The following is a 21914-nucleotide window of genomic DNA, read 5'->3' on the forward strand; positions in this document are numbered from 1 at the left end:
GAAATAAAAAATGACAATTTTTTTACATTTGTAGCTGATTCTAATTCTTCTGTGTTTAAAGCGATATACTCTAGAAGGAAAGTTCCATAATCATTTAGGATTATCTTAATCTCAAAAGGGAAGAGTGTAGAAACAATAGGTTGTGAAAGAAATGATGCGAACAATTCGGAACTTTGTGAAAAATATGTAAATTGATTGATTGTAGCTAAAAAGTATGATAATATGATGAAGCCATTGTGAGGTGAGGTTATGAAACAGGAATTAAACAATCATGTTCACGCATTTATTGCCTATTTGCAGATTGAAAAAAATTACTCACCATATACAATAGAATTTTATACACAAGATATTAACCAATTCTTTCACTTTATGAAAGATCAAGTAATAGACAAGTTAGAAGACGTAAGTCCATCTGATGTAAGAATATACTTAACAGAGCTGTTTTCAAAGCAATTAGCAAGAAAAACAATTGCTCGGAAAATCTCTAGTTTGAGAAGTTTTTATCGTTTTTTGCTTAGGGAAAAAATAGTAGAAAATAACCCATTTTCTGCTGTATCGATCCCAAAGCTAGAAAAGAGATTACCTGATTTTTTCTACGAGGAAGAATTGCAGCAACTCTTTTTATCATGTGATACGAACACGCCCCTAGGACTAAGAAATAAAGCATTGCTGGAATTATTGTATGCAACCGGCATTCGTGTTGGTGAATGTACAAAAATTCAGTTGAGCGATATTGATTTCAGTGTCTCTACTGTGTTAGTTAGGGGGAAGGGCCAGAAGGAAAGATATGTTCCGTTTGGTAGTTTTGCTCATAATGCTCTTGAAGCGTACATAAAAGCGGGTAGGAATCAGTTGATGAAAAATTCAACAGATCATTCTTATCTGTTTGTTAATTATCGCGGAGGAATGTTAACAGATAACGGAGTTCGTGATATCTTAAATAAAATGATGAATACTTCATCCTCACAAGGAAAAATTCATCCCCATAAATTGAGACATTCATTTGCCACGCATTTACTGGCAAATGGTGCAGATATGAGAACGGTTCAGGAATTATTAGGTCATGCATTTTTAACATCAACACAAATATATACACATGTCACAAATGAGTATCTAAAAAAGACGTATATGTCTTATCATCCTAGGGCATAGTCAATTGGTAGAAGGAGGAAGTAACATGTCTGAAATGCCACAATTTCATGCAACAACTATTTTTGCAGTTAAACATAAAGGGAAATCAGCAATGTCCGGTGATGGGCAAGTCACACTTGGAAATGCTGTTGTGATGAAACATACAGCCCGTAAGGTTAGAAAGCTTTTTAACGGGAAAGTAATTGCAGGATTTGCGGGATCAGTTGCGGATGCCTTTACTCTTTTTGAACTATTTGAAGGGAAATTAGATGAGTATAATGGGAACCTACAGCGCGCTTCAGTAGAGCTTGCGAAGCTGTGGCGCAGTGATAAAGTTCTTAGAAAACTTGAAGCGATGCTGATCGTAATGAATGAAACGGATCTATTATTGGTATCTGGAACAGGAGAAGTAATTGAACCAGATGATGGTATACTTGCAATTGGATCTGGCGGAAACTATGCTTTAGCAGCTGGCAGAGCACTAAAAACTTACTCAGGAGATAATCTTTCTGCATACGATATCGCTAAAGCAGCTCTAGAGATTGCTGGTGAGATTTGTGTCTATACAAATAATAATATCATCGTAGAAGAATTATAGGGGAGGATTTTTAATATGCAAAAAAGTGCTAGTTTAACACCTCGGCAAATTGTAGAACGACTTGATCAATATATAGTCGGACAAAAAGATGCAAAAAAAGCGGTGGCTGTTGCATTAAGAAACCGTTTTCGCAGAAGCCTTCTTGATGAAAAGCTAAGAGATGAGATTAGTCCGAAAAATATTTTGATGATTGGTCCTACTGGTGTCGGAAAAACAGAAATAGCTAGAAGAATTGCGAAAATTGTTAATGCGCCATTTGTTAAGGTAGAAGCTACTAAATTCACAGAGGTAGGATATGTTGGCCGCGATGTAGAATCAATGGTTCGTGATCTTGTCGAAACATCTGTACGCTTAGTAAAGGAAGAGAAGATGTTTCAAGTAAGAGAAAGAGCGGAAGTTGCGGCAAATAATCGTCTCGTTGAATTGTTAGTTCCGTCTGCTGCAAAGAAATCATCCAGTTATAAAAATCCTCTGGAAATGCTTTTTGGCGGCGGTGGGGCAGACACAGAGGAAGATGAGCCTACTGTAGAAGAAACTAGTAAATCAGAAAAGAGAAAAATAGTAAAAGAAAAGCTTGCTCTAGGTGAACTGGAAGATGAAGTGGTTTCTGTAGAAGTGGAAGAACAACAGCCTTCTATGTTTGACATGCTCCAAGGTTCTGGTATGGAACAAATGGGTATGAATATGCAGGATGCTTTAAGTAGTTTTATGCCGAAAAAAAAGAAAAAGCGCAAATTAACAGTTAGGGAAGCACGTACAATATTAACGAACGAGGAAGCTCAAAAATTAATCGATATGGATGAGGTTACCCAAGAAGCAGTCGTTCGTGCTGAGCAAATGGGAATGATATTTATCGATGAAATTGATAAAATTGCCAGCAAATCAAACAGCAGCTCTTCAGCGGATGTTTCTAGAGAAGGGGTGCAGCGAGATATTTTACCTGTAGTAGAAGGATCTACGGTTGTGACAAAATATGGATCAGTTAAAACAGACCATGTATTGTTTATTGCTGCTGGAGCATTTCATATGTCTAAGCCTTCTGATTTAATACCAGAGCTACAAGGAAGATTCCCGATTCGTGTAGAACTTACTAAATTAACAGTGGATGATTTTTATCGCATTCTTGTGGAACCAGATAATGCGTTGATTAAGCAATATCAAGCATTATTGCATACAGAAGGTATAGAAATTGAATTTTCTGACGAAGCTATTCGTAAGATAGCTGAAGTGGCTTATGAAGTCAATCAAAATACAGACAATATCGGTGCGCGAAGACTGCATACTATTCTCGAAAAATTATTGGAAGATCTTTCTTTCGAAGCACCAGAAATAACAATGGAAAAAATAACGATTACTCCAAAGTATGTGGAGGAGAAGTTAGGAGCCATCTCAAGAAATAAGGATTTAAGTCAATTTATACTCTAATGAAAGCCAATTGGAATTTAAACTCCTGCATTGAAAGGTATAAGTAGACATAGATTTATTTCAAGTGTTGGTTTTAGTTAACAGGAGGAATAAAAAATGGATTTATTAACAAAAACGAGAAAAATAAACGCAATGTTACAAAGAGCTGCTGGAAAACCAGTTAATTTCAAAGAAATGTCTGAAACTTTAAGCGATGTTATCGAAGCAAATATCTTTGTTGTTAGCAGAAGAGGAAAATTATTAGGTTTTGCAGTTAACCAGCAAATTGAAAATGATCGTATGAAAAAAATGCTTGAAGATCGTCAATTCCCTGAGGAATACACAAATAGCTTGTTTAATATTCAAACAACTTCTAGTAATTTAGAAATTGAAAGTGAATATACTGCTTTCCCAGTTGAAAATAAAGAATTATTTGCAAAAGGGTTAACAACTATCGTACCAATTATTGGTGGAGGAGAAAGATTAGGAACATTAATTCTTGCAAGATTACAAGAACAATTCCACGATGATGATTTGATTCTTGCTGAATATGGTGCTACTGTTGTTGGAATGGAAATTCTTCGAGAAAAAGCAGAAGAAATTGAAGAAGAAGCAAGAAGTAAAGCGGTTGTTCAAATGGCAATCAGTTCACTATCCTATAGTGAATTAGAAGCTATTGAGCATATTTTTGAAGAATTAAACGGAAGTGAAGGCTTGCTAGTCGCTTCTAAAATTGCAGACCGAGTTGGAATTACAAGATCTGTAATTGTTAACGCATTACGTAAATTAGAAAGTGCTGGTGTTATTGAGTCTCGTTCATTAGGAATGAAAGGTACTTATATTAAAGTACTTAACGATAAATTCTTATTAGAACTTGAAAAGTTAAAAACAAATAAGTAAGGATAAATTATTATCCATTGTAAAAAACCTTTTCCTTTTATAGAAAAGGTTTTTTTTACGTGACGAAAAATGAGAGTTTTTTTTAACCATCAATCGATAGCTAATAAGTTATGTACATATTATTCGACATAAACCGCATATTTTCCATTTATTTTTCATTTACATTACAGTATGACAAAAGGTATATTAAATCAGATAGAAGAAAAAGGGTAACGTTTAGTAAGTTATGACTATGAAAATAGTAACAATGATCCAGTGAAAAATAGCTTTTTATCCTTTTTTAAGAGGATTAAAACCAAATATTAACTAAAATAGGTAAAAAGAATCACTAAAATTCTCCTCTTTTCCATGGACATATTATTACAAATTAATTAAAATAAAAGCTATCATGTAAAAAAAACGTCATCAAAAAACAAAATTCAACAATTTTTTCTCAAAATGATTGCTCGAGGTGTGATGAAGTGAAACTTTTCTCAAATACAATAACTACTTTAGAAAATGCAATAAATTATTCGAATCAAAAGCAAAAAGTAATCTCACAAAATATTGCAAATGTTGACACGCCTAATTATAAAGCAAAGACTGTAACTTTTAAAGATTCGTTATCTAGTGCATTGAATGCTAATGTAACGAATAGTAAGCATATTCCTTTTTCTGCTGCTAATACTGCTTCATCAGCTGTCGTTACAAAGAATGGAGTTACTTACAATAACAGTGGGAATAGTGTCGATATGGAAAAAGAGATGGCAGACCTTGCGACAAACCAAATCTATTACAACGCATTAATAGATCGAATTAGCGGAAAATTTAGTTCCCTTGAAAATGTAATTAGAGGAGGTAAGTAATAAAATGACCATTTTTGCTAGTATAAATACTACTGCCTCTGCTTTAACCGCTCAACGGCTAAGAATGGATGTTATTTCATCTAATATGGCAAATGTTGATACAACAAGAGGCAGATTAGTAAATGGTGAGTGGGAGCCATATAAAAGAAAACAGGTAGTGTTTCAAGAACAAGAAGGATCATTTGCCTCTCATTTAAATGCTGCAAGAGGGAATAGCGGGAACCCTGCAGGTGGTGTGAAGGTATCACGTATTGTAGAAGATGATACACCGTTTGAAATGGTGTATGATCCGGAGAACCCAGAAGCGGACGCAACAGGATATGTTCGTATGCCCAATGTGGACCCTTTACGAGAGACGGTTGATTTAATGAGTGCTTCAAGATCGTATGAAGCTAATGTGACTGTTTTAAATGCATCAAAAAGTATGTTAATGAAAACATTAGAAATCGGTAAATAAAACAAAAAGGAGTACTTAAATGGAACCAATTAATTTTTCACCTGTATCATCTGCATTACCGTTAACAAATACGGCAACAAGTAATAAGACCTCTGCAGCAGATACGCAAAAAAGTTTTGCTTCGTTTCTAAAAGAATCAATTAACAATGTGAATCAAGCGCAAAATGAATCAGATGTGCTAACAAATAAGTTAGCAAGAGGAGAAAACGTTGATTTATCTCAGGTGATGATTGCCTCGCAAAAAGCAAGCATTACCATGCAAGCTACGTTAGAAATCCGCAATAAGGCAGTAGAAGCTTATCAGGAAATTATGCGAATGCCAGTTTAATGTAAGGCTGTTTTCTATAATGGTTACTTTTTACAAGAAAACGAAGGTGCTTCTCTGCTTTAGGCAATTAAGTGTCCATGCCGTTAAAGAGAAGACAGTTAATATAAAAGATGGGCGGTTTATACCTAAACAAATTACGGTAGCCGGGGGAAGAAAATGAAAGAGAATCTAAATAAAATATTTAATCCTTTAAAAGAGTTTTGGCAAAGTCGTTCTAAAAAGCAAAAGACTGTTATAACGGGCAGCGGACTTTTGCTTATTCTATTTGCTGTGTTTGCGACTTATTTTTTCACAAGAGTAACGTTAGTGCCGCTATACAGTAATTTAACACCTTCTGAAACGGGAGCTATTAAAGAGAGTCTAGATAGTAAAGGGGTAACTTCTGAAATATCAGGTGGCGGTACCGTGATTAGTGTTCCAGAGGAAGTAGTCGATACATTAAAAGTACAACTTGCAGCAGAAGGAATTCCAAAGTCCGGTAGCATTGATTATTCCTTTTTTAGTCAGAATGCGAGCTTTGGTATGACAGATAACGAATTTAATGTCTTAAAATTAGATGCCCTGCAGACAGAAATTGCTAATTTAATAAAGAGTGTGGAAGGAATTAATGATGCCAATGTTGTTATTACATTACCAGAAGAAAGTGTATTTGTTTCAGATCAAGGGGGAGAAGCTACAGCATCGATTGTATTAAATACAAAGCCTGGCTATAACTTCTCTGAAAATCAAATAAAAGGGTTATATACACTCGTGTCCAAAAGTGTACCAAACCTTCCTACAGATAATATCGTCATTACTAATCAAGATTTTGAGTATTTTGACTTAAATTCTTCAGATAATTCTGCGACAGATACTTTTACTGCGCAAAACAATGTGAAAAAGCAGATTGAACGTGATATTCAAAGACAGGTTCAAACAATGCTAGGGACGTTAATGGGACCAGATAAAGTTGTAGTGTCAGTTACTGCTGATATAGACTTTACCCAAGAAAACCGAGAAGAAAACCTAGTTACGCCAGTTGATGAAGAAAATATGGCGGGAATTGAAATAAGTGCACAAAATATTACAGAAACATATACCGGTGAAAATGCTGCCGGTGGAGTTGTACAGGCAGAAGACGATGCCGATGTAACTACTTATAATACAGAAACAGGATCGGGAAATGGCGACTATGAAAAAGTCGAACAAACCGTTAATAGTGAAGTTAATCGTATAAAAAAACAAATTGTGGAAAGTCCCTATAAAATTCGTGATTTAGGTATTCAAGTAATGGTAGAGCCGCCTGATGCAAATGATACTACTTCCTTACCACAGGAAAGTATTGATGATATCTCTAACATATTGGGGACAATTGTTAGAACTTCGATAGATAAAACATCAACAGGCGGAGAACTAACAGATGAGGATATCCAAAGTAAGATTGCTGTGTCTGTTCAACCATTTAAAGGTAAAAAACAAGCAACAGAGGTTGCTCAAACATCAATCCCGTGGTGGATTTATGCCGTTGGAGGAGGTTTACTTGCAGTTATTATTCTATTAATCTTCTTCGTTATGAGAGCGAGAAAGAAAAAACAGGAAGAAGAAGTAGAAGAAATTATTCAGCCAGTTACTTCAGTAGCAGATATTAATGAGGAACAACAAGAATCAGAAGGAACAATAAGACGAAAACAGCTTGAAAAAATGGCTAAAGAAAAACCAGAGGAATTTGCAAAATTACTTCGTACATGGATTACGGAAGATTAAGGGGTGATGTAGATGGCAAGAAAAGAATCAAATGAGTTAACTGGAAAACAGAAAGCTGCCATTCTCCTTATATCGCTAGGTCCTGATGTTGCAGCTTCGGTTTATAAGCATTTAAGTGAGGAAGAAATTGAGAAACTATCTTTAGAAATATCAGGAGTTAGAAAGGTAGAGAATACTTCTAAAGAAAGTGTTTTAGAAGAATTTCATAATATCGCACTTGCTCAAGACTATATTTCTCAAGGTGGTATAGGATATGCAAAAACGGTCTTAGAAAAGGCTCTTGGAGCAGAACAAGCATCCATTATTTTAAATAGGCTTACTTCTTCCCTGCAAGTAAGACCTTTTGATTTTGCCAGAAAAGCAGAGCCGAACCAAATATTAAATTTTATTCAAAATGAACATCCACAGACAATTGCTCTAATTTTATCTTACTTGGATCCCACTCAGGCAGGTCTCATCTTGTCTGAGCTTCCACAGGAAGTGCAAGCTGATATTGCAAGAAGAATTGCTGTAATGGACAGTACTTCACCAGAAATTATTAACGAAGTCGAGCAAATATTAGAAAGAAAATTATCGAGCACTGTTACGCAAGATTATACACAAACTGGTGGTATTGAAGCGGTAGTTGAAGTACTAAATGGAGTCGATAGAGCAACAGAACGCACTATTTTAGACGCACTCGAAATCCAAGATCCAGAATTAGCAGAAGAAATTAAAAAGAGAATGTTTGTCTTTGAAGATATCGTTACATTGGATAATAGAGCAATTCAAAGAATTATTCGTGATTGTGAAAATGAAGATCTTATGCTTGCACTTAAGGTATCTGGAGATGAAGTGAAAGAGATTGTTTATGGCAACATGTCTACTAGAATGGCTGAGTCCTTTAAAGAAGAGATGGAATTTATGGGACCTGTACGCTTGAAGGATGTAGAAGAAGCACAATCAAGAATTGTTGGGATTATCAGACGTCTTGAGGACGCTGGCGAAATCGTAGTTGCCCGTGGCGGAGGAGATGATATCATTGTCTAGATTAATAAAGTCAAGATACTCAAAGCCAGAGACTGCTACAGAGAAGGTTATTTCGATTAAATATATAGATACCTTCAATACGGAGATGGATCTTTCTAGGGAAGTTACACAAGCCGAGTACAACAGGATAGTAGAGTCAGCATGGGAAGAAGCAGAAGAGTTGAAAGCCCAAGCATTGGAAGAAGCCGAACTTATACGCATACAGCTTTCGGAAGAAAGACAGAACTGGGATATAGAAAAAGCAAGTTTAATAGAAGAAGCGAGGAAAAATGGTTTTCAAGCAGGTTACGAAGAAGGTCAAAATGTTGGATATAACGAAATGCTAAGTTTTATTCAACAAGCGAAAGACACAGTAACAGCATCAAAAGAGGATTACGAAAAATACTTACAATCTGCCGAAACTACTATTTTGGAGCTCGCGATTGAAGTTGCTGAAAAAATTATGAATAACAAGATAAAGGAAGAGGAAGAAAATTTCCTTTATCTTGTACAAAATGCTTTAAAAGAAGTAAGGAAACAGAAGGAAATACAGTTACATGTTAGTCCTATCCATTATGAAATGCTAGTAGCAGAAAAAGAGGAATTGTTACAACTATTCCCGATAAAGCCAAATCTTTTCATTTTTCCTGATGAAACGATTGATGAAAATGCTTGTATTATCGAAACGGCAAATGGGCGTTTAGATGCAAGTGTTGATACGCAATTGCTTATGATTAAAAGTAAGTTACTTGAAATATTGGAGAGTGAAGAAGGGTGAAAGCACGAGAGTTACTAAGCTCGATTTCGTCCATTGACACTTATAAGCAATATGGCCGTGTGAAAAAAGTTGTAGGGTTAATGATTGAATCACAAGGACCTGAAAGCTCTATCGGTGATGTATGTAATATCCACATTGGTACAAAGCATAAACGAATTATCAAGGCAGAAGTTGTAGGATTTAACGAGGGAAATATCATTTTAATGCCATATACAACTGTCCAAGATATATCACCAGGCTGTTTAGTAGAAGCGTCTTCTGAGCCATTAGAAATTAAGGTGGGTCCAGGATTAATAGGCACTGCTGTGGATGCATTAGGAATGCCTTTAGACGGATCGATGTTACCAAAAGGGTTAAAGTCTGTTCCAATTGACCAAGAGCCTCCTAATCCAATGACAAGACCACCAATTTCCCAGTCGATGGAAGTAGGAGTTCGATTAATTGATGGACTTTTAACAGTTGGCACTGGACAAAGACTTGGGATTTTTGCAGGTAGTGGTGTTGGGAAAAGTACATTGCTAGGGATGATTGCAAGAAATACGAAAGCAGATTTAAATGTGATTGCCCTGATAGGGGAACGCGGTAGAGAAGTACGAGAATTTATTGAACGGGACTTAGGGCCAGAGGGGCTGAAGCGATCGATAGTTGTTGTTGCAACATCTGATCAGCCAGCTTTAATGAGAATCAAGGGTGCATATACAGCTACTGCTATTGCTGAATATTTTCGAGACAAAGGATTAAATGTCATGTTAATGATGGATTCTGTTACTCGGGTTGCAATGGCACAAAGAGAAGTAGGACTAGCTATTGGCGAACCGCCGACGACAAAAGGATATACCCCTTCTGTATTTGCTATCTTACCAAAACTCCTAGAAAGAACGGGAACGAACGAATTTGGAAGTATAACAGCCTTTTATACCGTGTTGGTTGATGGGGATGATATGAATGAACCGATTGCAGATACCGTACGCGGGATTTTAGATGGGCATTATGTCTTAGACCGAGCACTTGCCAATAAAGGGCAATATCCTGCTGTGAATGTCTTAAAAAGTGTAAGCCGTGTGATGAATCATATTGTCTCAAAAGAACATGTAAAAGCAGCCGAGCGATTACGAGATCTTTTGAGTACTTATATGAATTCGGAAGATTTAATCAATATAGGTGCTTATAAAAAGGGTTCTTCTAAAGAGATTGATACAGCAATGAGGTTATATCCTAGCATCCTATCTTATATAAAGCAGGAAACAGACGAAAAGGTTTCAATTGAGGAGAGCCTTCATTCCTTATTAACTTTAGTTGGAACAGAGGGATAAAAGATGAGCTATCAATTTAAATTCGAAAAAATTTTAACGATTCGCGAAAGAGAAAAAGAAGAAGCAAGCTCTGCTTATAATCAATCAGTAAACAGATTTGAAGAGGCAGCTGAAAATCTTTATGAGCTGTTGAAAAGAAAGGAAGATCTGGAAGCATATCAAGCAGAAAAAATGATGTCCGGATTATCGGTTCAAGAGATTAGACACCATCAGCATTTCGTGGGCAATTTAGAAAAAACAATTGAACATGCACAAAAGATGGTGCACAATGCCCGAAATTCAATGGTCTATTTTCAAGAGAAAATGCTTGAAAAAAACATGGAAGTAAAAAAATTTGTGAAAATAAAGGAAAAAGACCATTCGAATTATTTGGCAATAGCAAGAGCAGAAGAGGCCAAGCAAATGGATGATATTTCCCTTCAACAATACATGCAACATGAAAAGGTAGGTGGCTAAATGGAAAATTCATGGGAAGAAAAAAAGAAGCCATTTAATTTTTTTCAACGAATTCTTATGGTTGCAGTTATTCCGACAATATTTGCAATTATTGTTCTTGTTCTTTTGCTTATGTATTCAGGAGCAGATGTTGCAGAGAAAGGAAAAGAGTTATTAAATGCAATTCCTTTTCTGAGTGAAGAAAAAAAATCTACCGATAAATTACTAGAAAATAATAAAAATACAATTAGCTCTTTACAAACAAAGCTAAAAGAACGAGATAAAGAAATAAAGTCACTGGAGTCACAATTAGAAAATAGTGAAAATAGATTTCAATCTGCTAATTCAGAAAAAGAAAAGCTGCAGAGCGAGCTACAGTCGCTCCAATCAGCCCAAGAGGAAACAAAGAAAGCGGTAGATGAGATTGTCAAAACATATGAAACAATGTCCCCGAAAAATGCAGCAGCTATTTTATCAGAAATGAGCGAAAAGGAAGCAATGAAAATTTTAGGTGAACTTAAACCAGCAAAACTTGCTTCGGTATTAGAGAAAATGGAGCCTTCTGTCGCTTCAAAATATACAGAGCTGCTATCGAAATCAGCAACAGCAAATCATTAAAATTTAAATTCGCTTGAAAGGGGGTGAAAAATTGCAACTAGAGCTGACTAATTCATTAAAGAAAATCGAATCGACAAGCGGCGCTCAAGGGAAAGTAAGAGGAAAAGTAGATGGAAAGTTTTTATCTTTGATAAATGACTTAAAAACGACTTATCAGCACAGTAGTCCTGCGCAAACAAATACTAACTATAAAGAAGATATAAATCAGCTTTTAGCCATATTGTCCAGCTCTTCTGAAGATGGAAATCTCCAACAAAAGATTGATACAGAAACAATGGTTACGGGAATAGATGCTGATCAAATCCAAATAAATCTTGAATATTTATTGGCTAATTACCAACAATTTTCTCAAGGCGAAGGGATAGTAGATATAGATGAATCCAATATGGCTGCTAAGTTAGCTGAGTTATTTGTGAATCTAGAGAATAAGATAGCTCACGAATTAAAGATAGCAATTAATATGAAATTAGAGCCTGATATGTTTAAGGATACTGAATTATCTACCTTGCTTACTGATTTGAAATTACTGGAACGGACAGTAAAGGAATTACCGGATAAGTCTATTGAAGAAAAAGTTACTGAATCCATAGAATATTTGCAAGGGTTTATGATTTCATTAAAGCAGTTCTTAGAGCAGGACGGCTCTAATATGATGAAAAATGATTCACAAAAGATGGAAAAATTGTGGGGCGAAAGAGAGAAATACAGATTTCCTGCAGTTGATACAAAACAAACTGCAATGCAAAATTTTGCATCACAAGAAAATAAAAATATTCTTTTTAGAGAAGCTAACACGATTGAAATTAATTCGGAATTGAAATCTATTATTTCTTCTATTCTATCAAAAATAGATATGCAGACTAATGAGAAAAAAACAGTAGCTGTACAAAAAGTAATCAATCCAGTAATGGTTAGTTTCTTAAGAAAATCTGAGGAAAATACCCTTTCAAGTACAGAAGTAAAAAAAACTGCCCAAGTAAGTCATGGAGATACTGATTCAAAAGTAATTTCAACTATACAAAATAACATCTTTAAGCAGCACCCACTCACGTTATTAACTGATTCTGGTGAGCTGGCCGCTCCTAAAAATGTTGAAGATCAATTTGCTAAATTATTAGCTAAAAGTACGTTTATAAAAACTGGAGACATACAGAAGCTTTCCATGCGGTTGGCACCTGATCATTTAGGATCTATTCGAATTGAGATTACTCAAAATGAAGGAAATATGATTGCCCGAATTATTACTGCAAATACTGAGGCGAAAGACGTATTAGACAAACAACTTACTAGTTTGAAACATGGATTATCCGCACAGAATTTGCAAGTAGATAAAATAGATATTGTTGTTTCTTCACACCCACAAGAGAGGCTGCAAAGAGAACAGCAACAGCAGCAAGAACAACAGCAGCCACATCCGCAAAGAGACAAGAAAGATGCAGATGATGAAGAGGATAAACGAAAAGCTTCTTTTTTTGAGGAGTTATTAAATTTTGAAGTATAGAGGAGCAAGTACCGATGGCAAATACAATAAATGACCCTTCTCTCTCTTTATCAGAATACCAGAAAACGAAATCTAATACTTCCACAGGCAGCTCATCGCTAGGAAAAGATGATTTCTTGAAAATTTTAATTACACAACTACAAAACCAAGATCCAACAAGTCCGATGGATGATAAAGAGTTTATCGCACAAATGGCACAGTTTTCAAGCTTGGAACAAATGCAAAATTTAAATACTGCGATGACTAATTTAATCTCGCTGCAAACTCAGTCGAACCTTATCTCATACGGACAATTTATTGGTCAAGAAGTAAATTGGAGCAAAGTAGAAACTGATAAAGCTGGGAACGACAAAACATATTCTGGTACTGGAAAAATAAGTTCTATTGCTTATTCTGAAGATAGTGTGATTTTCACATTGGAAGATGGAACAAAGGTTATGCCTGCTAACATCTCAAGTATGAGTAGAAATAATTCGGAAAATAATCTTGTACTAGCAAGCCAATTAATTGGAAAAAAAGTTTCTTATTTGGATGATAAAGAGAAAGAAGTAAGTAATAAAGTTCTATCTGTGTCATTAAAAAATGGACAAATACAACTAACATTAGGTGATGATGCAGAAACGAAAATTACTTCAGGACAAATTATAAAAATTGAATAGGAAGTGATTAAATGGATAAGCAAGTTTATCCTTCCATAAAATCACATGCTGCTATTAAGAACGGTATAGATGCGATTAAATCAAAGGCTGCAGTGCATAAAGCACAAAACATTACATCCTTTTCTACTCATTTACAACAGTCTATTTCTTCTTTAAACACATTGAACATTAGTAAACATGCTAATGAAAGGCTTCAACAACGAGGAATTAAGATAGATGCTGCTAAATGGAAGGCAATCGAGGAAAAGGTTACCGAGGCAAAGAAAATGGGCATAAAGGAATCTCTAGTACTGTTAAATAACGCTGCCTTAATTGTAAGTGCAAAAAATAATACAGTAATCACGGCAATGGATCGTGAAGAAGTGACAGACCATATTTTTACCAATATTAATGGAACAATCATAATGAATTAAGAGGCTGGACCAAAAATGGAGGCCGATAACTGCTGAGTGATAGAGGCAGTTTATTCGAAGGGAGATTATAAACAAATGTTACGTTCATTATATTCAGGGATAAGTGGAATGAAAAACTTTCAAACAAAATTAGATGTTATTGGGAATAATATCTCAAATGTAAATACTTATGGTTTTAAAAAAGGACGAACAACATTCAGTGATTTGATTAGTCAAACAGTTTCTGGTGCAACTGCCCCTGCAAATGGAAATGGAGGGACGAATTCAAAGCAAATCGGGTTAGGATCTCAGCTAGCTTCAATTGATACAGTTCATACTCAAGGACCTACACAATATACAGGCAGAGGGCTTGATTTGGCGATTTCTGGTGAAGGCTATTTTGTAGTAGAAGATGGAGGGGGTAATCCATTTTATACTAGAGCAGGAAACTTTTACTTTGATGAAAACCGAAATATTGTTACGTCGAGTGGACTTAAAGTGTCTGGTGTAGGTACTATTCCAGCCTCAGCAAAAAGCTATAGCATAGGCACGGATGGAACCATTACTTATGTTGATGAAAACGGAGAAACACAAAATGCTGGACAAATCGTACTTGCGAAGTTTAATAATCCAGAAGGGTTAGAGAAAGTAGGCGGGAATATATTTCAGGTTTCTAATAACTCTGGAGATCCTATTTTATCTACTCCAGGTCAAGCAGGTACTGGATCAGTTAATAGTAGTTACCTAGAAATGTCAAATGTTGACCTATCGGAAGAATTCACAGATATGATCGTTTCTCAAAGAGGTTTTCAGGCAAATACAAAAATCATTACAACTTCTGATGAAATTCTTCAAGAATTAGTTAATTTAAAACGATAATTTAATTGGAGGGATAGGGGTTATTCGTAAGGCTAGCCCCTAATAAAAAAATGATACAGTTAACTCGACTAAATGGAAAAAAGTTTTTACTTAATGCTTTATTTATTGAAACAGTCGAATCTTTTCCTGATACAACGATAACTTTAACAAATGGAAATAAATTTGTTGTTAAAGAAAGTGAAGAGGATGTATTAGAGAAAATGAATCATTTTTATCAAAAAGTGAACCTCTTCGGATTACCACATGTGGGAGAGAAAGACGATGAAGAATAATAAAGTTGTTATTATAATGCTCGTTTTATTATTAGTTATTACACTGGCAGGAGCAGGAGCTTTCATTTATATTTGGAAATTTACTGGCGAGCAAAAGACAAATGAACCTTCGATTGACGAAATCTTGGAATCTTCAGTGGATATTGAGGAGATGACGACAAATTTAGCTTCTAATAATTTCATCCGAATATCCTTTAAGATTCAGACAGATAGTAAGGAAGCGAAGGAAGAATTAGAAAAGAGAGATTTTCAAGTTAAGAATATTATTATTCAAGAATTATCTGAGAAAAAAACAGAAGATTTAAAAGGGAAAAATGGTCAAATTAAATTAGAGAATGATCTTAAGGATAAAATTAATGAACTGATGCAAGAAGGCAAAGTAGTCCAAGTTTATATTGTAAACTCTCTACTCCAATAAAATAAAAGAGAATAGATGGAGGTGAGTAATTTTGTCAGCTGATATTTTATCCCAAAATGAAATAGATGCCCTGCTTTCGGCTTTATCATCTGGTGAAATGGATGCAGATGAGCTGAAAAAAGAGCAACAGGAAAAAAAGATTAAGGTATATGATTTTAAAAGAGCATTACGGTTTTCGAAGGATCAAATTCGAAGTTTAACAAGAATTCATGAAAATTATGCTAGATTATTAACAACTTTTTTCTCAGCACAATTAAGGACATATGTGCAAATATCTGTTACATCAGCAGATCAAATTCCATACGAAGAGTTCATTCGTTCGATTCCGAAAATGACTATTTTAAATGTATTCGATGTTCCGCCACTTGAAGGCAGAATCTTGATGGAAGTAAATCCTAATATTGCCTATGCCATGATGGATCGAATGATGGGCGGAAGAGGCAGCAGTATAAATAAAGTGGAAAATTTGACAGAAATTGAAACGAAAATTATGTCAAATACATTCGAAAGTGCCTTTGATCATTTTAGAGAGGCAATGGAAGATTTAGTGGATATTGAACCAAGTCTTGCTGAATTCGAAGTAAATCCACAGTTTTTACAAATGGTTTCTCCTAATGAAACGGTTGTAGTAATTTCCTTAAGTACTACGATTGGGGAAACAAGTGGAATGATAAATATTTGTATTCCGCATGTGGTGCTAGAGCCGATTATTCCGAAGCTATCCGGGCATTACTGGATGCAGGCAGAGAAAAAGGAAAGGTTACCTGAATTTACTGCTCGTTTAGAAGAAAATATTCAGCAATCGATTGTGCCGGTTGTCGCTGAACTTGGTACTTCTGATATTTCCATCCAGGATTTTTTAATGTTGGACATTGGAGATGTTATTGAAATGAATCAAACGATACAACAGCCCTTAATCATTAAAGTTGGAGAGATCCCTAAATTTATTGGACAACCTGGTAAATTAAATAAAAAAATGGCTGTTCAAGTCTTAGGAACTTTAGAGGAGGGGAAGGAAGATGGTGAGTAAGGATATGCTTTCACAAGATGAAATTGATGCTCTCTTAAGGGGAGATAGTGATACAAATGATAGTCCTGAAATGGATGTAGAAAAGTATTTATCAGATATAGAGAAAGATACGTTAGGAGAAATCGGAAATATATCCTTTGGTAGCTCTGCGACAGCTCTGTCTACGTTATTAAATCAGAAAGTAGATATTACGACACCTACCGTAAGCGTAATATCCAAGAATATGCTGTCTGACGAGTTTCCCCAACCTTATGTCGCAATAAGAGTTAATTATACAGAAGGATTTTCGGGTATGAATTTACTTGTTATTGAACAAACAGATGCAGCTGTTATTGCTGATTTGATGCTTGGGGGAGATGGATTAAATGCCAATCCTGAAATGTTAGGAGAAATCCAGCTAAGCGCAGTGCAAGAAGCGATGAACCAAATGATGGGCTCTGCTGCAACTTCCATGTCTACTATTTTTAGCAAAAAAGTAGATATTTCTCCACCAAGTATCGATATTTTAAACATTCATGATGGAGAAGGAACTGAGTCGATTCCGGATGAAGACGTCTTAGCTAAAATTTCTTTTCGAATTAAAATCGGGGATTTAATAGATTCGAAGATCATGCAAGTGTTACAGCTTTCTTTTGCGAAAAAGTTAGTAGAAGGATTAATAAATCCTAATAATAATGAAGAAGAAGTTTCCAATATTTCCGAAGTGGATTATAATTCAGTATATGAGCCAAAAGAACCAATGCAAGAGTCACAAGCGACAGCTAATTATCAAACAGTTTCAAATCCAATGGCAAATAATCCTGTTAATACTAGTTCTCATCCAGCAAATGTGACTCAGCAGCAATATTTTGGTTCAGGAAATCATACACAGGGCCCGCCACCGAATGTGCAGCCTGCAGGTTTTTCTAGTTTTGATACACCGACTTCAACAGTTACAGAAACAAAGAACTTGGATATGCTACTAGACATACCATTACAAGTAACGGTTGAGCTTGGCAGAACGAAGCGATCTGTTAAGGAAATTCTAGAGTTGTCTTCAGGCTCTATTATTGAATTAGACAAGTTAGCAGGAGAACCTGTTGATATTCTTGTAAATAACCGATTGGTTGCACAAGGGGAAGTAGTGGTAATTGATGAGAATTTCGGTGTGCGTGTAACTGATATTGTTAGTCAAAAGGATCGATTAAAGAATTTAAAATAATTTTTGGGGGTTTTGAGGAATATGGCACAGAAAATATTAATCGTTGATGACGCCGCTTTTATGCGAATGATGATTAAGGATATTTTATCGAAGAATGGGTATGAAATCGTAGGAGAAGCTGCCGATGGTATGCAAGCAATTGAAAAATATAAAGAAACACAACCAGATCTAGTAACAATGGATATTACCATGCCAGAAATGGATGGAATTACTGCCTTAAAAGAAATTAAAAATATTAATCCAAATGCGAAAGTTATTATGTGTTCAGCAATGGGACAACAAGCAATGGTTATTGATGCAATCCAAGCTGGTGCAAAAGATTTTATTGTTAAGCCATTCCAGGCAGATCGCGTATTGGAAGCTATCAGTAAAACATTAGGCTAAAAATTAAATTAGAGGGTGCCGAATGTGAATAAAGTAAATTTATTAATTCGTTGTTCACTGCTCATCATTGTTCTGCTAGGCTTTGGAAATCAAGCCTATGCAGAACAAATTGATAAAAGTGTATATGATAATATCTTACAGAACCAATCAGAAAAGAATAAAGCAGAAGATGATACGAAGAAAGATATGAAAACAGAGCAGAATTCTAAAAATGACAATCAAACTAAGGAACAATCTGATTTACTTTTGGAAGAAACAAATTCAGATGAATCACGTTCCCTCGGGGTTACTATTTGGGATTTCGTTAAGATGATTTTTGCAACCATATTTGTTGTTTTCTTAATATATTTTATCTTGCGCTTTATAAACAAAAGAAATCATGGTTATAAAAACTCGCAAATTATTGAAAATATTGGTGGTACAGCGTTAGGTGCAAATCGCTCCATTCAATTAATAAAAGTAGGGAAGCGGTTATTAATAGTAGGTGTGGGAGATAGTATTCAATTAATCAAAGAGATTGAGGATGAACAAGAATATAAAGAAATATTAGAAGAATATAATCGAAAATTAGATCAACTAGTACAACCAAGCGATATTGTGACAAAGGTGAAGAATGTAATATCTTCTAGTCATTCTGCTCCGAAGACAAAAGAATCTTTTTCTATCCGTTTATCAAAAGAATTAGAAAGAATATCAAGTGAACGTAAGGAAAAGATGGACGTACTAGAGAAGAAAAAGAAAGGATCGTCAGAAAAAAATGAATGAGTTTATACAGTTTTTTAATAACAATGACCCAGGTAATGTTTCTACTTCTGTTCAATTGTTATTATTATTAACCGTCCTTTCTTTAGCACCTAGTATCATCATATTACTAACTAGCTTTACAAGAATAGTGATTGTTCTTTCCTTTGTCAGAACAGCGCTTGCAACCCAACAAATGCCCCCTAACCAAGTCATTGTAGGGCTAGCATTATTTTTAACATTTTTTATTATGGCTCCTACTTTTCAGGAAGTAAACGATAAAGCTTTAACACCATTATTTAATGAAGAAATCACATTAGAAGAAGCCTATGATAATGCCTCTCTGCCACTGAAAGAATTTATGAGCAAACATACGAGGCAGAAGGATTTAGCATTATTTTTGAATTATTCAAAAGCAGAAACTCCAGAATCAATTGAGGATATCCCATTAACGACGTTAGTACCTGCTTTTGCAATTAGTGAATTAAAAACAGCTTTTCAAATCGGATTTATGATCTTTATTCCGTTTTTAGTTATTGATATGGTTGTTGCAAGTATTTTAATGTCGATGGGGATGATGATGCTGCCGCCAGTAATGATTTCTTTACCATTTAAGATTTTATTATTCATTATGGTAGATGGTTGGTATTTAGTTGTAAAATCACTGTTAGAAAGTTTTTAAGAAGGTGAAAGAATGTCACAGGAAATGGTTATTTCCATAGCTGAGAAAGGCGTACTTACAGTATTAATTATCAGCGGTCCACTGTTAATTATTGCGTTGGCAGTTGGACTAATCATCAGTATTTTTCAAGCAACAACACAAATCCAAGAGCAGACTTTGGCGTTTGTCCCAAAAATTGTAGCGGTTCTTGTAGGTCTTATTTTTTTTGGATCATGGATGCTGAGTCATATGCTTTCTTATACGAAAGATATATTTTCAAATCTAACAAGGTTTATTGGATAGAAGGATGATGAATGAACTTTTATCAAATTTTCCAGCATTTTTGTTAATCCTTGTTCGAGTTACTTCGTTCTTTTTAATGCTGCCTTTCTTTTCTTATCGGACGATACCTACGACTTTTAAAGTGGGTTTAGGCTTTTTTTTATCGCTAGTTATGTTTTGGGGAATGGATGTACCTGCATTAACCATTGATACAGGTTACTATTTTCTTATTCTCAAAGAAGCTTTAGTTGGGCTTTCGATTGGATTTGTCGCATATATGTTATTTTCTGCTATTCAAATTGCAGGGGGATTTATTGATTTTCAAATGGGATTTGCCATTGCGAATGTGATCGATCCTCAAACAGGAACTCAAAGTCCGCTGACGGGTCAATATTTGACAATTATCGCTATGTTTTTTTTATTAGCATCTAATGGTCATCATTTACTATTAGACGGTATTTATTATAGCTATCAGTTTATACCGCTCGAACAGCCTTGGATTAAGTTTGGAAATGGTGAGTTAGCAGAGTTTCTTATTAAAACATTCAGTTTAATGTTTATGATTGCTTTTCAGATGTCTATTCCTATTGTGGGAAGCATCTTTTTAGTAGATGTCGGATTAGGGATTGTAGCAAGAACTGTCCCTCAATTAAATATTTTTGTTGTTGGTGTTCCTATCAAAATTATTGCAGGACTAATTATTCTCTTTATAGTTATGGGTGTACTAATGACCACTGTATCCCATTTGTTCTCTTCCATTGTTACAACGATGAGAGGGATGATGAACATTATAGGGGGGATTGGTTAAATGAAGCTCCTATCATTAGATATTCAGTTTTTTGCAGGAGAAAAAACGGAAAAGGCTACTCCAAAGAAAAGACAAGACACGAGAAAAAAAGGACAAGTGGCAAAAAGTCAGGATGTTAATACAGCGCTTGTTCTTTTAGTTGTTTTTGGTGTATTAAGTTTCACAGGGGAATACCTTTTAGATGGGTTACTGTCTCTTTTCACCTATACCTTTAGTGATTTTATAAACATTAATCTGTCAATCAATACGATACAAGGTTTGTTTTTAGATATTGTAAAGGAAGTAGCACTTTTATTAAGTCCTATTTTAATTGCTGCTCTTGCCGGGGGACTAATTGCCAATTATATGCAGGTCGGTGTTTTGTTCTCTCCGGAAGCAATTAAGTTTAAATTAGAAAAAATAAATCCAATTTCGGGATTTAAGAGATTGTTTTCACTTCGTTCGATTGTAGAATTGCTGAAGTCATTGTTGAAAATTACAGTGATTGGTATTGTTGTATTTTCCGTTCTATGGGGAAAAATGGATGAAATCCTAATCCTCTCTCATAAATCTATTGGTTCTATTGCTGTTACAATTGCTAAGTTAACCGTGCAGATGGGGCTTTATGCTTCTATTGTGCTGTTAGTGATAGCACTCATGGATTATATGTATCAGCGATATGACTATGAAAAGAATATTCGGATGTCAAAACAAGATATTAAAGACGAATATAAAAACATGGAAGGTGACCCCTTAATAAAGTCCAAAATTAAGCAGAAGCAGAGAGAAATGGCAATGCACAGAATGATGCAGGATGTGCCTACCGCTGATGTTGTCATTACGAATCCAACTCATTATGCGATTTGTCTGAAATATGATGAAGATAAGTATGACGCACCTTATGTTGTCGCAAAAGGGGTCGATTTTGTTGCCCAAAAAATAAAATTAGTAGCAAAAGAAAATAATGTTGTCATGGTAGAGAATCGACCATTGGCAAGGGCAATGTACAGCCAAGTAGAAATAGGCGATTTAGTTCCGGAAGAATTTTATAAGGCTGTTGCAGAAATTCTAGCTTTCGTCTACCAAACTAGAGATAAATAATAGCATTACTCGTAAAGGAATTATTGTAAATATTATAGACATAAATGT

At 35.1% G+C, this 21914-nt stretch carries 27 protein-coding genes; all 27 read left to right on the forward strand.

All coding sequences use genetic code 11. The features are described 5' to 3' along the window. The first annotated feature begins 249 nt into the window (after nucleotides 1-249). Nucleotides 250-1152, forward strand: coding sequence for a tyrosine recombinase XerC (xerC, locus tag MHH96_RS14945; protein ID WP_047939994.1), 903 nt, complete (start codon nucleotides 250-252; stop codon nucleotides 1150-1152). 34 nt (nucleotides 1153-1186) lie between these two features. After that, a complete protein-coding gene (hslV, locus tag MHH96_RS14950) occupies nucleotides 1187-1729 on the forward strand; it encodes an ATP-dependent protease subunit HslV (protein ID WP_016201113.1) in 543 nt (180 codons plus the stop codon). Nucleotides 1730-1744: 15 nt separating this feature from the next. Further along, nucleotides 1745-3154, forward strand: a complete 1410-nt coding sequence (gene hslU, locus MHH96_RS14955) for an HslU--HslV peptidase ATPase subunit (protein ID WP_047939995.1) — start codon at nucleotides 1745-1747, stop codon at nucleotides 3152-3154. A 96-nt stretch (nucleotides 3155-3250) separates the two neighbouring features. After that, on the forward strand, nucleotides 3251-4033 hold the full coding sequence (codY, locus tag MHH96_RS14960) for a GTP-sensing pleiotropic transcriptional regulator CodY (RefSeq protein WP_047939996.1): 783 nt from the start codon (nucleotides 3251-3253) through the stop codon (nucleotides 4031-4033). A gap of 461 nt (nucleotides 4034-4494) precedes the next feature. Continuing rightward, nucleotides 4495-4878, forward strand: coding sequence for a flagellar basal body rod protein FlgB (gene flgB / locus MHH96_RS14965; protein WP_061796702.1), 384 nt, complete (start codon nucleotides 4495-4497; stop codon nucleotides 4876-4878). Nucleotides 4879-4882: 4 nt separating this feature from the next. After that, entirely contained in the window at nucleotides 4883-5335 is a 453-nt protein-coding gene (flgC, locus tag MHH96_RS14970; protein WP_047939998.1) for a flagellar basal body rod protein FlgC, read from the forward strand. 19 nt (nucleotides 5336-5354) lie between these two features. Continuing rightward, entirely contained in the window at nucleotides 5355-5663 is a 309-nt protein-coding gene (fliE, locus tag MHH96_RS14975) for a flagellar hook-basal body complex protein FliE (protein ID WP_047939999.1), read from the forward strand. Nucleotides 5664-5819: 156 nt separating this feature from the next. Beyond that, the gene (gene fliF, locus MHH96_RS14980; RefSeq protein WP_047940000.1) at nucleotides 5820-7406 is read left to right on the forward strand and encodes a flagellar basal-body MS-ring/collar protein FliF; all 1587 of its coding nucleotides are present in this window, start codon (nucleotides 5820-5822) and stop codon (nucleotides 7404-7406) included. A gap of 12 nt (nucleotides 7407-7418) precedes the next feature. Further along, nucleotides 7419-8435, forward strand: coding sequence for a flagellar motor switch protein FliG (fliG, locus tag MHH96_RS14985; RefSeq protein WP_047940001.1), 1017 nt, complete (start codon nucleotides 7419-7421; stop codon nucleotides 8433-8435). Beyond that, entirely contained in the window at nucleotides 8428-9192 is a 765-nt protein-coding gene (gene fliH, locus MHH96_RS14990) for a flagellar assembly protein FliH (protein ID WP_047940002.1), read from the forward strand. The genes fliG and fliH overlap by 8 nt, the downstream gene beginning before the upstream one ends. After that, nucleotides 9189-10505, forward strand: a complete 1317-nt coding sequence (gene fliI, locus MHH96_RS14995) for a flagellar protein export ATPase FliI (protein ID WP_095257548.1) — start codon at nucleotides 9189-9191, stop codon at nucleotides 10503-10505. Before fliH ends, fliI begins: the two co-directional genes overlap by 4 nt. A 3-nt stretch (nucleotides 10506-10508) precedes the next feature. Then, nucleotides 10509-10961 carry a flagellar export protein FliJ gene (gene fliJ, locus MHH96_RS15000; protein WP_047940004.1) on the forward strand — a complete coding sequence of 151 codons (453 nt, stop codon included), beginning with the start codon at nucleotides 10509-10511 and terminating at the stop codon, nucleotides 10959-10961. Then, a complete protein-coding gene (locus tag MHH96_RS15005) occupies nucleotides 10962-11558 on the forward strand; it encodes a MotE family protein (RefSeq protein ID WP_047940005.1) in 597 nt (198 codons plus the stop codon). 31 nt (nucleotides 11559-11589) lie between these two features. Then, nucleotides 11590-13059, forward strand: a complete 1470-nt coding sequence (locus MHH96_RS15010) for a flagellar hook-length control protein FliK (RefSeq protein WP_061796689.1) — start codon at nucleotides 11590-11592, stop codon at nucleotides 13057-13059. A 14-nt stretch (nucleotides 13060-13073) separates the two neighbouring features. Next, nucleotides 13074-13718, forward strand: a complete 645-nt coding sequence (gene flgD / locus MHH96_RS15015; protein ID WP_047940007.1) for a flagellar hook assembly protein FlgD — start codon at nucleotides 13074-13076, stop codon at nucleotides 13716-13718. Nucleotides 13719-13729: 11 nt separating this feature from the next. Then, nucleotides 13730-14131 (forward strand): TIGR02530 family flagellar biosynthesis protein, encoded by a 402-nt coding sequence (locus MHH96_RS15020; protein WP_047940008.1) that lies wholly within the window; start codon nucleotides 13730-13732, stop codon nucleotides 14129-14131. 75 nt (nucleotides 14132-14206) lie between these two features. After that, nucleotides 14207-14989: a flagellar basal body rod protein FlgG gene (gene flgG / locus MHH96_RS15025; protein ID WP_047940272.1), complete on the forward strand. Its 783-nt coding sequence runs from the start codon at nucleotides 14207-14209 to the stop codon at nucleotides 14987-14989. A 50-nt stretch (nucleotides 14990-15039) separates the two neighbouring features. Continuing rightward, the gene (locus MHH96_RS15030) at nucleotides 15040-15261 is read left to right on the forward strand and encodes a flagellar FlbD family protein (protein ID WP_047940009.1); all 222 of its coding nucleotides are present in this window, start codon (nucleotides 15040-15042) and stop codon (nucleotides 15259-15261) included. Continuing rightward, the gene (gene fliL / locus MHH96_RS15035) at nucleotides 15251-15679 is read left to right on the forward strand and encodes a flagellar basal body-associated protein FliL (RefSeq protein WP_047940010.1); all 429 of its coding nucleotides are present in this window, start codon (nucleotides 15251-15253) and stop codon (nucleotides 15677-15679) included. The genes MHH96_RS15030 and fliL overlap by 11 nt, the downstream gene beginning before the upstream one ends. Before the next feature lie 31 nt (nucleotides 15680-15710). Further along, nucleotides 15711-16709, forward strand: coding sequence for a flagellar motor switch protein FliM (gene fliM, locus MHH96_RS15040; RefSeq protein ID WP_047940011.1), 999 nt, complete (start codon nucleotides 15711-15713; stop codon nucleotides 16707-16709). Beyond that, nucleotides 16699-17910 carry a flagellar motor switch phosphatase FliY gene (fliY, locus tag MHH96_RS15045; RefSeq protein WP_047940012.1) on the forward strand — a complete coding sequence of 404 codons (1212 nt, stop codon included), beginning with the start codon at nucleotides 16699-16701 and terminating at the stop codon, nucleotides 17908-17910. The genes fliM and fliY overlap by 11 nt, the downstream gene beginning before the upstream one ends. A 21-nt stretch (nucleotides 17911-17931) precedes the next feature. Next, complete coding sequence (locus MHH96_RS15050; RefSeq protein ID WP_016201134.1) at nucleotides 17932-18294, forward strand: response regulator; 363 nt, start codon at nucleotides 17932-17934, stop codon at nucleotides 18292-18294. Nucleotides 18295-18318: 24 nt separating this feature from the next. Continuing rightward, nucleotides 18319-19059 (forward strand): flagellar biosynthetic protein FliO, encoded by a 741-nt coding sequence (locus MHH96_RS15055; protein ID WP_053215546.1) that lies wholly within the window; start codon nucleotides 18319-18321, stop codon nucleotides 19057-19059. Continuing rightward, entirely contained in the window at nucleotides 19052-19717 is a 666-nt protein-coding gene (fliP, locus tag MHH96_RS15060; RefSeq protein WP_047940013.1) for a flagellar type III secretion system pore protein FliP, read from the forward strand. The genes MHH96_RS15055 and fliP overlap by 8 nt, the downstream gene beginning before the upstream one ends. 12 nt (nucleotides 19718-19729) lie before the next feature. Then, nucleotides 19730-19999 (forward strand): flagellar biosynthesis protein FliQ, encoded by a 270-nt coding sequence (gene fliQ / locus MHH96_RS15065; RefSeq protein ID WP_047940014.1) that lies wholly within the window; start codon nucleotides 19730-19732, stop codon nucleotides 19997-19999. Between the two features lie 7 nt (nucleotides 20000-20006). Then, nucleotides 20007-20786, forward strand: coding sequence for a flagellar biosynthetic protein FliR (fliR, locus tag MHH96_RS15070; RefSeq protein WP_047940015.1), 780 nt, complete (start codon nucleotides 20007-20009; stop codon nucleotides 20784-20786). Then, on the forward strand, nucleotides 20787-21866 hold the full coding sequence (gene flhB, locus MHH96_RS15075) for a flagellar biosynthesis protein FlhB (protein ID WP_047940016.1): 1080 nt from the start codon (nucleotides 20787-20789) through the stop codon (nucleotides 21864-21866). The last annotated feature ends 48 nt before the right edge of the window (nucleotides 21867-21914 follow it).

The sequence above is a fragment of the Niallia sp. FSL K6-0212 genome (genome assembly GCF_038007605.1).
Lineage (GTDB): Bacteria > Bacillota > Bacilli > Bacillales > Cytobacillaceae > Niallia > Niallia circulans.

Bases quoted from the DNA above. Each gene is read 5' to 3' on its own strand.
- xerC (WP_047939994.1), top strand. From the start codon at position 250: ATGAAACAGGAATTAAACAATCATGTTCACGCATTTATTGCCTATTTG.
- hslV (WP_016201113.1), top strand. From the start codon at position 1,187: ATGCCACAATTTCATGCAACAACTATTTTTGCAGTTAAACATAAAGGG.
- hslU (WP_047939995.1), top strand. From the start codon at position 1,745: ATGCAAAAAAGTGCTAGTTTAACACCTCGGCAAATTGTAGAACGACTT.
- codY (WP_047939996.1), top strand. From the start codon at position 3,251: ATGGATTTATTAACAAAAACGAGAAAAATAAACGCAATGTTACAAAGA.
- flgC (WP_047939998.1), top strand. From the start codon at position 4,883: ATGACCATTTTTGCTAGTATAAATACTACTGCCTCTGCTTTAACCGCT.
- fliE (WP_047939999.1), top strand. From the start codon at position 5,355: ATGGAACCAATTAATTTTTCACCTGTATCATCTGCATTACCGTTAACA.
- fliF (WP_047940000.1), top strand. From the start codon at position 5,820: ATGAAAGAGAATCTAAATAAAATATTTAATCCTTTAAAAGAGTTTTGG.
- fliG (WP_047940001.1), top strand. From the start codon at position 7,419: ATGGCAAGAAAAGAATCAAATGAGTTAACTGGAAAACAGAAAGCTGCC.
- fliJ (WP_047940004.1), top strand. From the start codon at position 10,509: ATGAGCTATCAATTTAAATTCGAAAAAATTTTAACGATTCGCGAAAGA.
- MHH96_RS15005 (WP_047940005.1), top strand. From the start codon at position 10,962: ATGGAAAATTCATGGGAAGAAAAAAAGAAGCCATTTAATTTTTTTCAA.
- flgD (WP_047940007.1), top strand. From the start codon at position 13,074: ATGGCAAATACAATAAATGACCCTTCTCTCTCTTTATCAGAATACCAG.
- MHH96_RS15020 (WP_047940008.1), top strand. From the start codon at position 13,730: ATGGATAAGCAAGTTTATCCTTCCATAAAATCACATGCTGCTATTAAG.
- flgG (WP_047940272.1), top strand. From the start codon at position 14,207: ATGTTACGTTCATTATATTCAGGGATAAGTGGAATGAAAAACTTTCAA.
- MHH96_RS15030 (WP_047940009.1), top strand. From the start codon at position 15,040: ATGATACAGTTAACTCGACTAAATGGAAAAAAGTTTTTACTTAATGCT.
- fliL (WP_047940010.1), top strand. From the start codon at position 15,251: ATGAAGAATAATAAAGTTGTTATTATAATGCTCGTTTTATTATTAGTT.
- fliY (WP_047940012.1), top strand. From the start codon at position 16,699: ATGGTGAGTAAGGATATGCTTTCACAAGATGAAATTGATGCTCTCTTA.
- MHH96_RS15050 (WP_016201134.1), top strand. From the start codon at position 17,932: ATGGCACAGAAAATATTAATCGTTGATGACGCCGCTTTTATGCGAATG.
- fliP (WP_047940013.1), top strand. From the start codon at position 19,052: ATGAATGAGTTTATACAGTTTTTTAATAACAATGACCCAGGTAATGTT.
- fliQ (WP_047940014.1), top strand. From the start codon at position 19,730: ATGTCACAGGAAATGGTTATTTCCATAGCTGAGAAAGGCGTACTTACA.
- fliR (WP_047940015.1), top strand. From the start codon at position 20,007: ATGAATGAACTTTTATCAAATTTTCCAGCATTTTTGTTAATCCTTGTT.
- flhB (WP_047940016.1), top strand. From the start codon at position 20,787: ATGAAGCTCCTATCATTAGATATTCAGTTTTTTGCAGGAGAAAAAACG.